Origin of the sequence: Streptomyces sp. NPDC048604 (genome assembly GCF_043199435.1) — a bacterium.
Lineage (GTDB): Bacteria > Actinomycetota > Actinomycetes > Streptomycetales > Streptomycetaceae > Streptomyces.
Genome location: NZ_JBICVX010000004.1, coordinates 83843 through 96859, shown reverse-complemented (window position 1 = coordinate 96859; position 13017 = coordinate 83843). Strand labels below are relative to the sequence as shown.

General features: G+C 70.4%; 15 protein-coding genes. 6 read left to right on the top strand and 9 right to left on the bottom strand.

Translation table 11 applies throughout. The features are described 5' to 3' along the window. Window positions 1–150 precede the first annotated feature (150 nt). The gene (gene pknB, locus ACGFMM_RS09765) at window positions 151–2142 is read left to right on the top strand and encodes a Stk1 family PASTA domain-containing Ser/Thr kinase (protein ID WP_393644882.1); all 1992 of its coding nucleotides are present in this window, start codon (window positions 151–153) and stop codon (window positions 2140–2142) included. Between the two features lie 144 nt (window positions 2143–2286). Continuing rightward, window positions 2287–2757, top strand: coding sequence for a hypothetical protein (locus ACGFMM_RS09760; RefSeq protein WP_393644880.1), 471 nt, complete (start codon window positions 2287–2289; stop codon window positions 2755–2757). 38 nt (window positions 2758–2795) lie between these two features. Here ACGFMM_RS09760 and ACGFMM_RS09755 read toward each other — a convergent pair whose 3' ends face one another. The 6 genes from ACGFMM_RS09755 to ACGFMM_RS09730 all read right to left on the bottom strand — a co-directional run bounded on the left by ACGFMM_RS09755 (window position 2796) and on the right by ACGFMM_RS09730 (window position 7081). After that, a complete protein-coding gene (locus ACGFMM_RS09755) occupies window positions 2796–3470 on the bottom strand; it encodes a class E sortase (RefSeq protein ID WP_393644878.1) in 675 nt (224 codons plus the stop codon). A 14-nt stretch (window positions 3471–3484) separates the two neighbouring features. Beyond that, window positions 3485–4681: a class E sortase gene (locus ACGFMM_RS09750; protein WP_393644877.1), complete on the bottom strand. Its 1197-nt coding sequence runs from the start codon at window positions 4679–4681 to the stop codon at window positions 3485–3487. Further along, entirely contained in the window at window positions 4678–5316 is a 639-nt protein-coding gene (locus ACGFMM_RS09745; protein WP_393644875.1) for an aminodeoxychorismate/anthranilate synthase component II, read from the bottom strand. Before ACGFMM_RS09745 ends, ACGFMM_RS09750 begins: the two co-directional genes overlap by 4 nt. Beyond that, a complete protein-coding gene (locus ACGFMM_RS09740) occupies window positions 5313–5474 on the bottom strand; it encodes a hypothetical protein (protein ID WP_393644873.1) in 162 nt (53 codons plus the stop codon). The genes ACGFMM_RS09745 and ACGFMM_RS09740 overlap by 4 nt, the downstream gene beginning before the upstream one ends. A gap of 82 nt (window positions 5475–5556) precedes the next feature. Then, on the bottom strand, window positions 5557–6282 hold the full coding sequence (locus tag ACGFMM_RS09735; protein WP_393645499.1) for a class E sortase: 726 nt from the start codon (window positions 6280–6282) through the stop codon (window positions 5557–5559). A gap of 31 nt (window positions 6283–6313) precedes the next feature. After that, complete coding sequence (locus tag ACGFMM_RS09730) at window positions 6314–7081, bottom strand: DUF881 domain-containing protein (RefSeq protein WP_393644871.1); 768 nt, start codon at window positions 7079–7081, stop codon at window positions 6314–6316. Between the two features lie 137 nt (window positions 7082–7218). On the opposite strand from ACGFMM_RS09730, the gene crgA reads away from it, so the two are divergent. Next, window positions 7219–7473: a cell division protein CrgA gene (gene crgA / locus ACGFMM_RS09725; protein WP_393644869.1), complete on the top strand. Its 255-nt coding sequence runs from the start codon at window positions 7219–7221 to the stop codon at window positions 7471–7473. 312 nt (window positions 7474–7785) lie between these two features. Here the strand turns inward: crgA and ACGFMM_RS09720 are convergent, their stop codons facing one another. Together ACGFMM_RS09720 and ACGFMM_RS09715 are read right to left on the bottom strand one after the other, a co-directional pair. After that, window positions 7786–8646, bottom strand: coding sequence for a rhomboid family intramembrane serine protease (locus ACGFMM_RS09720; RefSeq protein ID WP_393644868.1), 861 nt, complete (start codon window positions 8644–8646; stop codon window positions 7786–7788). Between the two features lie 120 nt (window positions 8647–8766). Then, window positions 8767–9294 carry a peptidylprolyl isomerase gene (locus tag ACGFMM_RS09715; RefSeq protein WP_393644866.1) on the bottom strand — a complete coding sequence of 176 codons (528 nt, stop codon included), beginning with the start codon at window positions 9292–9294 and terminating at the stop codon, window positions 8767–8769. A 219-nt stretch (window positions 9295–9513) separates the two neighbouring features. Between ACGFMM_RS09715 and ACGFMM_RS09710 the strand changes: the two genes are divergently transcribed. Beyond that, entirely contained in the window at window positions 9514–10230 is a 717-nt protein-coding gene (locus tag ACGFMM_RS09710) for a DUF5324 family protein (RefSeq protein ID WP_393644864.1), read from the top strand. A 153-nt stretch (window positions 10231–10383) separates the two neighbouring features. Here ACGFMM_RS09710 and ACGFMM_RS09705 read toward each other — a convergent pair whose 3' ends face one another. Next, window positions 10384–10800, bottom strand: a complete 417-nt coding sequence (locus ACGFMM_RS09705) for a DUF6344 domain-containing protein (protein WP_393644862.1) — start codon at window positions 10798–10800, stop codon at window positions 10384–10386. 480 nt (window positions 10801–11280) lie between these two features. On the opposite strand from ACGFMM_RS09705, the gene ACGFMM_RS09700 reads away from it, so the two are divergent. Continuing rightward, window positions 11281–11655, top strand: coding sequence for an anti-sigma factor antagonist (locus ACGFMM_RS09700; RefSeq protein WP_393644860.1), 375 nt, complete (start codon window positions 11281–11283; stop codon window positions 11653–11655). A 114-nt stretch (window positions 11656–11769) separates the two neighbouring features. Further along, window positions 11770–12996, top strand: a complete 1227-nt coding sequence (locus tag ACGFMM_RS09695; RefSeq protein ID WP_393644858.1) for an NAD(P)/FAD-dependent oxidoreductase — start codon at window positions 11770–11772, stop codon at window positions 12994–12996. Window positions 12997–13017: the final 21 nt, after the last annotated feature.

Genomic DNA, 13017 nt, shown 5'->3' with positions numbered 1-13017 from the left:
GCCGGCCGGGCACAGTCGGATACCGGTCCTGTATCAGGTACCGGTCACGGGCGGAACGTCTTCCCGAGGCCGGTACCGTATGCGCGAACAGCTATACCGCCGGACCACGCACGGGTGCGGTCGGGACAGACGGAGAGGGCTGGTAAGGCTATGGAAGAGCCGCGTCGCCTCGGCGGCCGGTACGAGCTGGGCTCGGTGCTCGGCCGTGGTGGCATGGCTGAGGTCTACCTCGCGCATGACACCCGGCTCGGCCGCACCGTCGCCGTGAAGACGCTGCGGGCGGATCTCGCCCGTGACCCGTCCTTCCAGGCCCGGTTCCGCCGGGAGGCCCAGTCCGCCGCCTCGCTGAACCACCCGGCGATCGTCGCCGTCTACGACACCGGCGAGGACTACGTCGACGGGGTCTCCATCCCGTACATCGTGATGGAGTACGTCGACGGCTCCACCCTCCGTGAGCTTCTTCACAGCGGCCGCAAGCTGCTGCCCGAGCGCACCCTCGAGATGACCGTCGGCATCCTGCAGGCGCTGGAGTACTCGCACCGCGCCGGCATCGTGCACCGCGACATCAAGCCGGCGAACGTCATGCTGACCCGCACCGGCCAGGTCAAGGTCATGGACTTCGGCATCGCCCGCGCCATGGGCGACTCCGGCATGACCATGACGCAGACCGCCGCGGTGATCGGCACGGCCCAGTACCTCTCCCCGGAGCAGGCCAAGGGCGAGCAGGTCGACGCCCGCTCCGACCTGTACTCCACCGGCTGCCTGCTGTACGAGCTGCTGACCGTGCGGCCGCCGTTCGTCGGCGACTCCCCGGTGGCCGTCGCGTACCAGCACGTGCGCGAGGAGCCGCAGCCGCCGAGCACGTACGACCCCGAGATCACGCCCGAGATGGACGCCATCGTCCTCAAGGCGCTGGTCAAGGACCCCGACTACCGGTACCAGTCCGCCGACGAGATGCGCGCGGACATCGAGGCCTGCCTCGACGGCCAGCCGGTCGCCGCCACCGCGGCGATGGGCGCGGCCGCGTACGGCGCCGGGGCCGGTTACGGCGGCTACGGCGCGGACGACCAGCCGACGACGGCGCTGCGGCAGTCCGACCCGGCCGGGCAGACGTCCATGCTGCCGCCGATGAACCCGGACGACGGCGGCTACGGCTACGACGACCGCCCGGACCGCCGCCGCCAGAAGAAGTCCAACACCTCGACGATATTGCTGGTCGTGGCGGGTGTTCTGGTGCTCGTCGGCGCGATCCTCATCGGACGCTCGGTGTTCGACCAGAACAACGGCTCCGACCAGGTACCGGTGCCGCAGCTCGTCGGCAAGACGCTCCAGGAGGCGAACACCAGCGCCACCAATGTGGGCGTGAAGGTCACGCAGGGCGGCACGGCCCGCTGTGAGCAGCCCAAGGGCGCCATCTGCACGCAGAACCCCGCGGCGGGCGAGGGCGCGAAGATGGCCAAGGGCAACACCATCACCGTCGAGGTCTCCGAGGGCTCCCCGCTGCAGGAGGTCCCGGACGTCACGGAGAAGTCCCAGCAGAGCGCGACGGAGCAGCTGGAGAACAAGGGCTTCAAGGTCGCGGTCAAGGAAGAGGAGTCCGACGAGGACCCGGGCACCGTGCTGCGCCAGGACCCCAAGGGCGGCAGCCAGGCGGAGAAGAACTCCGAGATCACGATCTTCGTGGCGAAGCAGCAGAAGTCGCAGCTTCCGAACGTGACCGGTCGGGACGTGAACCAGGCGATCCAGCAGCTCAGCCAGCTCGGCTTCACGAACGTCGCGCAGCAGCAGGTCGACTCGAACCAGCCCGCGGGCTTCGTCGTCGAGCAGAGCCCCAAGGGCGACACCCGGCAGCCCAAGGAGGTCCAGATCACCCTGAAGGTCTCCAAGGGCCCGGCCCAGCAGCAGACCATCCCGGGTGACATCGCGGGCAAGAAGTTCAAGGACGTGAAGCAGCAGCTGGAGGGCATGGGCCTGGTCGTCCAGCTCGCCCCCGGCTCGTCCGACAAGGACAACGCCACGGTCGTCAACAGCAACCCCGCCCCCGGTTCCCCGGTGACGGCGGGCCAGACGGTCATGCTGTGGACCGTGGGCGGCGACGACGGCGACAACGGCGGCGGCTTCTTCGGCGGCACCAACGGCTAGCCGAACCGACGAAGGAGGGCCCCCGGCATCCGCTGATGCCGGGGGCCCTCTCGTTTCCCTCATGATCAAAAACTCGGGGACGGCTTGGCATGTACCGACTAATCTCGGGAGGAGTTCGATTCATCCATCCCAGGAGTCACATAGATGCGCAAGTTCATCTCCACGCTCGCATGCCTCTCGGCCGTGGCGGCCGGAAGCCTCGCGTTCGCCCAGCCGGCAAGCGCCGGCGGGTACGGCTGCAGCGGATCCGAGATCGGCAAGTACGGAGTGGGACTTCCCATCTCGAGCCCTTCCCCCAACCACGTCGGGGACATCCGCGTCTACTACGACGCCTCCACGGGAATGAACTGCGCTGTCGCCGTGAAGAACGCCAACAGCGGCTACGGCGAAGCGACTTACGTCCAGATCGGCATCGACAGATGCGTGGCGGGAACGCGCCCGGGCACGAGGTGCACGGTCGACGGAACCGACGACTACGACAACGGCTGGTTCAAGTACTACGCCGGCCCTGTGTCGATCAACGCCGCCGGCCGTTGCATCGTGATCTACGCGGAGATCTTCAACACCAAGGGGGAGAGCGGCTACCGCAACACCTACGCGGTCCACTGCGGCTAGGCCCTTAGTGGCTGACCGGGCTCCCGCAAGGAGCTCGGTCAGCGCAGTTCCGCCGGCGGGGTGCGGGTGTTGTCGACCTTCTCGGTGCGCTCCAGTTCGCCCCAGACGATGAAGCGGTAGTCCGAGGTGTACATCGGCGTGCACGTCGTAAGGGTGATGTAGCGGCCGGGCTTCTTCTTGCCGGACTGCTTCGGGACCGGCTGCAGGACCTCGACGTTGTACTTGGTCGTCTGCGGCATGGTCTTGAAGACCTTGTAGACGTACCAGGTGTCCTTGGACTCGAAGACGATCGAGTCGCCCGTCTTCAGCTTGTGGATGTTGTGGAACTTCGCCCCATGGCCGTCGCGGTGGGCGGCGAGCGTGAAGTTGCCCTGCTTGTCCTCGGGGAGGGCCGACTTGACCGGGTCGGTGTAGTAGCCGGCGATGCCGTTGTTCAGGGTCTTGGAGTCGGTGCCCTGCTTGACGAGTATCTCGCCGTTGCCCATCGCGGGGACGTGCAGGAAGCCGATGCCGTCCTTGGTGTCGAGCGCCCCCGGGCCGCCGGCCCAGCGGTCGCGGACCTGGTCGCCCTCCTTGGCCGCCGACTGGTCGGCGAGCACGTTCGTCCACCACAGCGAGTAGACGACGAACAGACCGAGCAACACCCCCGCCGTGATGAGCAGTTCGCCGAAGACGCTGATCGCGGTGGCGATCCGCTCGCGCGCACGTGACACTGTGTCGGTTCCTCTCAGCCTACGAGCGCGTCCGGTTTCCCCTTGCTGCGCGGGCGTTCCTCGACCATCTTCCCCCACACGATCATCCGGTACGTGCTCGTGAACTCGGGGGTGCAGGTGGTCAGTGTGATGTATCGGCCGGGCCGAGTGAAGCCCGACCCCTTCGGAACGGGCTCGATCACGGAGACGTTCGACGGGGAGGTCTGCGGCAGGATGTTCGCCATCTCGTACGTGTAGTACGCGTCCGCCGTCTCCACGACGATCGGGTCGCCGGGTTCCAGCTGGTTGATGTACCGGAACGGTTCGCCGTGGGTGTTCCGATGGCCGGCCACCGCGAAGTTGCCCTGCTTGTCCTGCGGCATCGCGGTCTTCAGGTTGCCCTCGCCGTAGTGGCCGACCATGCCCCGGTCGAGGACCTTCGGCTTGTCGATGCCCTCCGCGATCGGCACCACCACGTCCAGCTTCGGGATGTACATGATCGCGAAGCCCTGTCCGGGCTCGAAGGCGTCCGGCTTGCGGCCCTTGGCCCAGTCCTCCGCGATCTGTTCCTTCGCGGTGTCGGCCTCCTGGCCGGCCCGGACGTTCGTCCACCACAGCTGGTACGCGACGAAGAGCAGCATCACCACGCCGAAGCTGATGAACAGCTCGCCCACCACCCGGCTGGCGACGACGCCCACGCTCTCCTTGCGGGCACGGGCGGCCCTGCGGGCCTCCACCCGGGACATCGGCCGGGACGCGTCCCGTTCGGGCGCGGGAGCGGCCGTGGCGGCCCCTCTGCGGCCGCGCGCCCTCTCCGCCCGGCGGCGCTCCGCCCGGCCCGGTCCGGGGACGGGAGCGGGCCTCGTGGGCGGTTCCTCGACCGTCCGCAGCGCCACCGTCTCGTCGTCGCGAGGGGGCGCGTACGGGCCGGGGCCCGGACCGGGGTCCGGCACCGGGTCCGGTATCGGCTCGTAGACGGCTGTCGGCTCGGGCTCGTACGCGGCCGTGGGCTGCGGCTCGTACGCGGCCGTCGGCTCCGGTTCGTACGCGTAGGCGGCGGGCTGTTGCGCGTACGCCGCGGGCGGCTCGGCGTACGAGGCGTGCTCGTCGTACGGCGCGGCCTGCTCCCCGTACGTCGCCGGCTGCTCCCCGTACCCGTACGGCTCCTGGCCCCGCTCCGCCTCCGGGTCCGGCGTGTTCGCCGCCCGGAACCAGGGCGACCCCTCCGTCACGCGACGGCCTTGCCCACCACCGGCGCGAGCCCTGCCGAGCGTGCCACCGCGCCCGTGTCACCGCACTGCTCCAGCCAGTTGGCGAGCATGAGGTGGCCGTGCTCGGTCAGCACCGACTCGGGGTGGAACTGCACGCCCTCCACCGCGAACTCGCGGTGCCGCAGGCCCATGATGATGCCGTCCTCGGTGCGCGCGGTGACCTCGAGCTCGTCCGGAAGGTCGGCCGGCTCCGCGGCCAGGGAGTGGTACCGGGTCGCCGTGAACGGCGAGGGCAGCCCGGCGAAGACGCCCTTGCCCTCGTGCCTGACCGGGGAGGTCTTGCCGTGCAGCAGCTCGGGCGCGCGGTCGACCACGCCGCCGTAGGCGACGGCCATCGACTGCATGCCCAGGCAGACGCCGAACACGGGAACGCCCGTGGCAGCGCAGTGCTTCACCATGTCGATGCAGACGCCGGCCTGTTCGGGAGCGCCGGGGCCCGGGGAGAGCAGGACGCCGTCGAAGCCGTCCTGGGCGTGCTCCAGGGCCACCTCGTCGTTGCGCAGCACTTCGCACTCCGCGCCGAGCTGGTACAGGTACTGGACGAGGTTGAAGACGAAGCTGTCGTAGTTGTCGACGACGAGAATGCGCGCGCTCACTGTCCGTCCACCGTCACATCGTTGAACGGAAGCAGCGGCTCCGCCCAGGGGAACACGTACTGGAAGAGCACGTAGACGACAGCGAGGACCAGCACGAGCGAGATGAGCGCCCGTACCCACGTGTTGCCCGGCAGATGCCGCCAGATCCAGCCGTACATGACGTCTGCCGGTCCTTCTCTCTCGACTGTGCTCCCGATGCCCGTCGGGGACCAGGGTAAGGGGCGGAGGTGACGTCGTGGGTCAGCTGTTCAAAGCTGCGGGTCTGCCGCTGGTCACGGGCCGGGTGGCGTCCAGGTGCGCCCAGACGATCAGGCGGTGGCTGCTGCCCCACTCCGGCTCGCAGGTGGTGAGCGTGAGATAGCGGCCCGGGCCGTCGAATCCGGACGCGCGCGGCACGGGGTCGATCACGCCGGTGTCGGTGGGCACGGTCCGGTACGGCCTGCCGGTGATCCGGTACGTGTACCAGGTCGTCCCGTCGGTCAGGACGACCGCGTCGCCGCGGCGGAGCTTCGGCACGTCCTTGAACGGGTCCCCGTACGTGCGGCGGTGGCCGGCGACGGCGAAGTTGCCGGTCGCTCCGAGGCGGGCGGTGCCGGCATAGTGGCCGAGGCCCTTCTTGAGCGTGCCGGTGCGCGTGCCCTCCAGGACGGGCCAGTCCCACTCGGGGCCGAAGCGGGGGATGTACATGACGGCGATGCCCTTGCCGTCGCGGTACGGCGGCGGGGGCGGCGCGGACGGCTTTGTGGACGGCTGCGTGGACGGCTGTCCGGGCTGCTGTGCGGGCGCCTCCGCGGGCGGCTGCTCGCGGGCGACCCACTCGTCCTGGAGAAGCCGGATCTCGCCGTCCATGGCGGCCTCGGCCTGCACGCCCGTCCAGAACATCACGTAGCCGACGAAGAGCACGATCAGGGCCCCGGCGGTGATGCACAGCTCGCTGAGCGTCCTGACGACCAGTCGTACCGACAGCACCACTGGCCTCCTCGGCCGCCCCTGCGGCTCAGCTGCTCGGCTTGGCGTAGTGGAGATCCACTGTGCCGGAGTACCCCGGCAGAGTCACCGTCTCGTGCTCGTCGACTTTCCAGCCGAGCCCGTAGGCCTTCACGTACAGCTGGTAGTTCTGCAGCGCCGGGGAGGCCTTCAGCGCCTTCTCCAGCGCACCCCGGTCGCCCACGGCGGTGATCTTGTACGGAGGCGAGTAGACGCGGCCCTGGAGGATCAGGGTGTTGCCGACGCAGCGCACGGCGCTGGTGGAGATCAGCCGCTGGTCCATGACCTTGATGCCGGTCGCGCCGCCCTTCCACAGGGCGTTCACGACGGCCTGGAGGTCCTGCTGGTGGATGACCAGGTCGTTGGCCTGGGGCTCGGGGTAGCCGGGGGCCGCCTGGGCGTTGGGCGGGGCGTCGTCGAGGGTGACGGTCAGGCCCGGTCCGGCGACCTTCGTCGTGCCGGCGGCGGCCTCCAGGGCGCGCAGCTCGGCGTCCTCGGCCTTGGTCGAGCCGTCGTCGCGGCGGGCGAGGGTGTCCACCTGGTCGCGTACGGCCGCGGTCGACTCGTCGAGCTGGGCGTTCTTGTGGCTCCGCTCCTGGATCAGGTCGGAGAGCCGCAGCAGGGAGTCGTCCGTGCGAATGTTCGTGCCCTTGGCGGTGTTGAAACTGGTGACGAAGATCAGCCCGGCGAGCGCGAAGACGGCAGCCGTGAGCACCCGGACGGGGCTCCAGCGTGTGCGTCGCCCAGGTCCGTCGGCGGAGTCGGCAGAATTGCTCAACGTACCCTGATCCCCTTCCGTGCCGCGGAAGCACTACGCTAACGGACGCCCCGGGGGGACGGTGGTCCTCCCACCCCGCCCGGTGCCAGCCCCCGTTCCCTGCGCGGTCACGCAGCGCATCGACAGGAGAGTTCCTCGTGCCGAAGTCACGGATCCGCAAGAAGGCCGACTACACGCCGCCGGCGGCGAAGCAGGCGACCAGCATCAAGCTGTCCAGCAGCAGCTGGGTGGCTCCCGTCATGCTGGCGCTCTTCCTCATCGGCCTGGTGTGGATCGTGGTCTTCTACGTCACCGACGGCACCCTGCCCATCAAGTCGCTGGCGAACTGGAACATCGTCGTCGGCTTCGGCTTCATCGCGGCCGGCTTCGGCGTCTCCACGCAGTGGAAGTGAGGCCCTGAGCGGCCGACGCGCCGCACAGGCAAGCTCACCCCAAAACTTATCCACAGAGTTGTCCACATCGCTGGGGACAAAGTTACGACGATCTGTGGATAACTCACATGAGGTTGACGCCGATGTGACTGGTGAGACCTCGACAGCTTCCGTCCACGCCCCTCGCCCAGCCTGGGAAATCCCAGGTCAGAGGCGAGGGGCGTGGGCTTTTCGCACACCGTGCACAAGATCCGGTACACGCTGTGGACAACTCTGGGGAAAGCTTGCACTGGCGGTGTCCGCCCGTACGGCCCAGCGGCCGGAGCCCCGGCCTCAGACCAGCGCGGCCGACCGGGCCAGCACAATCCCCAGGTCCACCGCGAGCAGCAGCCCGCAGGCCCCGTACTGCACCAGCCGGCGCCGCTCCCGCGGCGCGTGCACCATCGCCAGGGTCACCAGCGCACCGCCGACCAGACCGCCCACGTGCGCCTCCCAGGAGATCCCCTCCCGGGTGAAGGTCAGCAGCAGCGCCAGACCGACGAAGAGCGCCACCGGCCGCATGTCGTACCGGCGCCGCCGGGCCAGCACCGCGAACGCGCCGATCAGGCCGAAGACGATGCCGGAGGCCCCCAGCGACGGCTGGTTCGGCGCGGCCACCAGATAGACCAGCACGGACCCGGAGAGCCCGGAGAGCAGGCAGAGCAGCGCATACCGGGTCCGGCCCAGCTCGGGCTCGACGCTGCCGCCGATGATCCACAGGCCCAGCATGTTGAAGACGAAGTGCGGGATCTCCTGGTGCAGCACCGTGGACGTGAGCAGCCGGTACCACTCCCCGTCCGCGACCCCGACCACCTCGCCGAGCGGCGGGCTGTAGGCGTACCCGATCATCGACAGCTCGTCGACCAGCCGGTCGCCGGCCACCAGGACGGCGATGAACAGGGCCAGGTTGATCCCGATCAGGATCTTGGTCACGAAGCGCCCGTCGGGCGCGACCCGGCCGCCCGTGATGGTGCGCGGCTGGTTGGCCCCGGGCGCGTGGCCGGTGCCGGAGCCGTTGCGGACGCAGTCCGGGCACTGGAAGCCCACGGAGGCGCTGATCATGCACTCCGGGCAGATCGGCTTCTCGCACCGGGCGCAGCGGATGCCGGTCTCCACGTCCGGGTGGCGGTAGCAACGCGACAGACCCGACTCCATTGGAGGTCCCTCCCGAGGACGTGGACGGTGGGGGGTGAGGACAACACACCGCCCCGCCCATCCATACGGACGGGCGGGGCGAAAAGGTTCCCCGGCCGGGCGGGGGAGCCGCGCGCGGCGTCAGCGCGTCTCGATCACCACGGACTGGATGACCACGTCGTTGACCGGACGGTCGGTGCGCGGGTTCGTCTGCGTGGTGGCGATGGCGTCCACGACCTTCTTGCTGGCGTCGTTGGTGACCTCGCCGAAGATGGTGTGCTTGCCGGTCAGCCACGACGTCGGGGAGACGGTGACGAAGAACTGCGAGCCGTTGGTGCCCGGGCCGGCGTTGGCCATGGCCAGCAGGTACGGCTTGGTGAACGCCAGCTCCGGGTGGAACTCGTCGGCGAACTTGTAGCCCGGGCCGCCGGTGCCGTTCCCCAGCGGGTCGCCGCCCTGGATCATGAAGCCCTCGATGACGCGGTGGAAGACCGTGCCGTCGTACAGGGGGGCCGTGGACTTCTGGCCGGTGGCCGGGTCGGTCCACTCCCGCTCGCCCTTGGCGAGCTCGACGAAGTTCTTGACCGTCTTCGGGGCGTGGTTCGGGAACAGCTCGATCTCGATGTCGCCCTGGTTGGTCTTGAGGGTGGCGTAAAGCTTCTCGGCCACGATGTGCCTTCCGTGAGTCTGCGCTTACGTCAACCGATCCTCGCACGGAAGGGGCGCAGAGGCAGAAGCATGACCCGGATGGCTGCCCCGCATGCCGGACGGGGAATCTGCGGGCATGATTTCGCGAAGGGCGGATATGCGAACTGTGCCCTGTTCGGGACGTGCCGACGACCGGCGTGTCCCGGATCCCGCGATTACGCCACCGAGGAGGAGGATCCCGTGACCCGCATGGACAGCGTGCGCGCCGCGACCGGTTCGGCGAAGGACAGCGTGCGTCACGCCGCGGACGTGGTGGCGCCCTACGCAGACACGGCCAAGGAGCAGGCCGCGCATTATGCGCACGAGGCACGCGTCAAACTCGCGCCGAAGGTCTCCAAGGCCGCACATCAGGCCCGTGTACAAGCTCGCGTGCAGTACGGCACCTACGTCGCGCCGCACGTACCGCCGCGGGTGGACGCGGCCGCGCACATGGCGGCGGACCGTACCCGCAAGGCCGCCCGTATGGCAGCCGACTACACCGTGCCGCGTGTCGAGCACGCGGTCGCCGCGACCGGTCCCGTCCTGGAGGAGGCCGGTTCACGTTCCACCGCCGCCTGGGCCGCGCTGCGCGGTCAGGTGACGCCGAAGGAGATCGAGAAGCTGGTCAGGAAGCACAAGCGCCGGGCCAGGGCCGGAACCGTCGCCAAGGGGGTGGTGGTCGTCGGGCTGCTGTTCGGCGGGGCCGTCGCCGCGTGGAAGTGGTGGGACAAGCAGGCCAATCCCGACTGGCTGGTCGAGCCGCCGGCGCCCACCGAAGTCTCGGAGGGTTCTGAGGGGTCGGACGGTTCGGGTCGTTCCCCGTTGTCGTCCGTGGACGGCAGCTCCCTCGACGCCGATGTGGAGGCCAAGCAGGCCGAGGCCGATGCCGCCGATCGCGATCGAGACGAGCGCCGCTGACGCGTAGCCGTCGGACACGTGGATGTGGGGCATGTCGACGTCGGACACGTGGATGTCAGGCTCGTCGACGTCGGACGCGTAGAGGTCGGACACGGAGACGCCGTTCGGGGCGCGTCGGGCTGAGGACGCCGGGAGACTGTGCGCTCCCGGCGTCTACGCCGTGGCGGCACTGCCCGCGAGGGCGTGCTCGCCCTGCTCGCCGCGCCCGGCCCGCTCGTCCCGCTCCGTGTCCTCGACCGGGTCCGTCCCCAGTGCGGTGTCGGCGCGAAGGTGGCGTACGGAGGGCGTGGCGTTGTGCGCCTCGGCGCGGATGCGCTGCTTGATGGTCGGCGGCAGGGACGCCTTCCTCGCCTTCGGAGCGGCGGCGGAGGCCGGCGCTCTGCGGTCCGTCTGCGCGGGCACCTTCGCGAGCACACGGCGGGCGACGGCGTCGGCGGCGGGCTCCTCCGGGCGGCTGACGGCGGCCTGCTGGGCGGCGGTCGCGGGGGTCGCGAAGCCGAGGGCGCCCAGGAGGGCGACGAGTACGGAGACGAAGGCGGTCCAGAACTGCTTGACCTTGGCGGTTGCCATGGCTCCTCGCTTTCGGCGGTGCGCCGGGGGCTGGCGCGTCATTCGGACGGGTCTGGGTGGTTCATTTCGAGTTGCGCGATCTACATACCTTTCTCATGATGTGGACGGCGCCCGGGAAACCCAGGAGCGACGCCGTCGCCGCGCAGTTATTCCGATGAACACCACCCGTGCGGCTCAACCGCTCGACCGGCTCGCCCCTCTCCCGCCTGCCCTCTCACCGCGCCGGCGCGAAGTCCGGCCGGGCCGCGGCCGCTTCGGCCCACCGCGCCGGACGGAAGGCCGCAACTCCCAGGTCGAAGACCGCCGGGAACGCCTCCCTGCTGCCCAGGTGCAGCACCCGTGACGACCGGCCACTCCCGCCCCGGCGTCCCGCACTCCGAACAGCCCTCGGGGCTCCCACAGGGCGAAATGCATAATGACCGTCCCCCGCGGAGAGCGTCTCTGCACACGACGGAAGACCGCCCCGACGAGAGAGCTGCCATGACCATCGAGTGGCGATACACCATTCAGCCGGACCTGGGCGTGCTGTCCCTGGCCGGGTTCCTCGGCACCGACGCCGTGAGCCGGTTCGCGGGCGCGGTGGGCTGGGCGGTGGCCCGCGGCACGGGTCCGGTGATCCTCGACCTGACGAGCCTGCGCGGCTGGTCGGACGGCGGCCGCGCGGCGGTCGCCGAGGCGGCGGCCCGGCTGGCGACCCAGGGGCGGATCCTGGAGCTCGCCGCGGCGCCCGAGGGCGGCTGCCCGCCGATACCGGGGCACCCCGACCTGCCGGCCGCGCTCGCCGCCCACCGCGGCGGCAGCGGCGAGGAGCAGCGGGCATGGAGCACCGGCGACTGGCCCGTCGCGGATTCCTGACCCCCCGACGCATGATGTGACCCGCGCCACAAATTGTCACAGCCGTGGCCGGCCCGGTGTCTTGAGGCCGAACCCCCCGGGAGACGGACCCGGAGGCGACGGAGGAGACACACCATGGCTGAGGACAGGCACATCGTCGTGATCGGCGGCGGCTACGCCGGAGTCATGGCCGCCAATCGCCTGACGCAGCGCCACGACGTGACCGTGACCGTCATCAACCCTCGCCGGACCTTCGTCCCGCGCCTCCGGCTGCACCAGCTGGTCGCCGGCACCCACGAGGCCGTCGTCGACTACGCGACGGTCCTCGCCGACGGCGTCCGGCTGCTCGTGGACACGGTGTCCCGCATCGACGCGGCCGGCCGCAGCGTGACCCTCACGAGCGGCGGCACCCTCGCGTACGACTACCTGATCTACGCGGCCGGCAGCGGCAGCACCGTCCCCCAGGTGCCCGGCGCGGCCGCGTTCGCGCTGCCGCTCGACACCCTGGAGACGGCCCGGCAGTTGCGGTCGGTCCTCGAGGACACGCCTCTGTCGGCCCCGGTGACGATCGTCGGCGGCGGCCCCACCGGTATCGAGACCGCCGCCGAGCTGGCCGAGCAGGGCCGCAGGGTCACCCTGGCCTGCGGCGGCACCCTCGGCCCGTACCTGCACCCCCGTGCCCGGCGTACGGCCGCCAAGCGGCTGGCCGAGCTCGGCGTGACCGTGCTCGAGGGCCCCGAGACGAGGGTGACCGCCGTGAGCGCGGACACCGTGCAGCTCGCCGACGGCCGCCGGCCGGCCAGTGACGTCACCATCTGGGCCACCGGCTTCGGCGTGCCCGACCTGGCCGCGCGCAGCGGGCTCAGCACCGACGCAGTCGGCCGGCTGCTCACCGACGAGACGCTGACCAGCGTCGACGACGAGCGCATCCTCGCCGCCGGCGACTCGGCCGCTCCCTCGGATCTGCCGTTCCGGATGAGCGCGTACGGCGCGGGCTGCCTGGGCGCGCACGCCGCCGACACGATCCTGGCCCGCATGGCCGGGCAGCGGCCCGAGCCCGTCAAGCTGTCGTTCCCGGCGATGTGCGTGAGCCTTGGCCGGCGCACCGCGATCTTCCAGCTCGCCCACAAGGACGACACCGCGATGCGGCTGTTCGTGCCCGGCCGGCCGGGCGCGAAGCTCAAGGAGGTGTCCTGCGAGTTCAGCGTCAAGCACCTCGTGAACGAGGCCGGGAAGCCCGGTTCGCACAGCTGGCGCAAGGACGACTCGCACCGGCGTGCGCAGTTGGCCGGACGGGGCGGTGCGGCGGCGGCCACCATGAGGGCCGGCGCCGCCGAGGCGGCCGCCGAGCACGCGGCCTGACGGCCGCAGAGGAGGGGAACG

Coding starts and splice junctions, on each gene's coding strand:
- ACGFMM_RS09740 (WP_393644873.1), bottom strand. CDS start 5,474: ATGTACGGCTGGATCTGGCGGCATCTGCCGGGCAACACGTGGGTACGG.
- ACGFMM_RS09760 (WP_393644880.1), top strand. CDS start 2,287: ATGCGCAAGTTCATCTCCACGCTCGCATGCCTCTCGGCCGTGGCGGCC.
- ACGFMM_RS09700 (WP_393644860.1), top strand. CDS start 11,281: ATGACCATCGAGTGGCGATACACCATTCAGCCGGACCTGGGCGTGCTG.
- ACGFMM_RS09720 (WP_393644868.1), bottom strand. CDS start 8,646: ATGGAGTCGGGTCTGTCGCGTTGCTACCGCCACCCGGACGTGGAGACC.
- pknB (WP_393644882.1), top strand. CDS start 151: ATGGAAGAGCCGCGTCGCCTCGGCGGCCGGTACGAGCTGGGCTCGGTG.
- ACGFMM_RS09705 (WP_393644862.1), bottom strand. CDS start 10,800: ATGGCAACCGCCAAGGTCAAGCAGTTCTGGACCGCCTTCGTCTCCGTA.
- ACGFMM_RS09695 (WP_393644858.1), top strand. CDS start 11,770: ATGGCTGAGGACAGGCACATCGTCGTGATCGGCGGCGGCTACGCCGGA.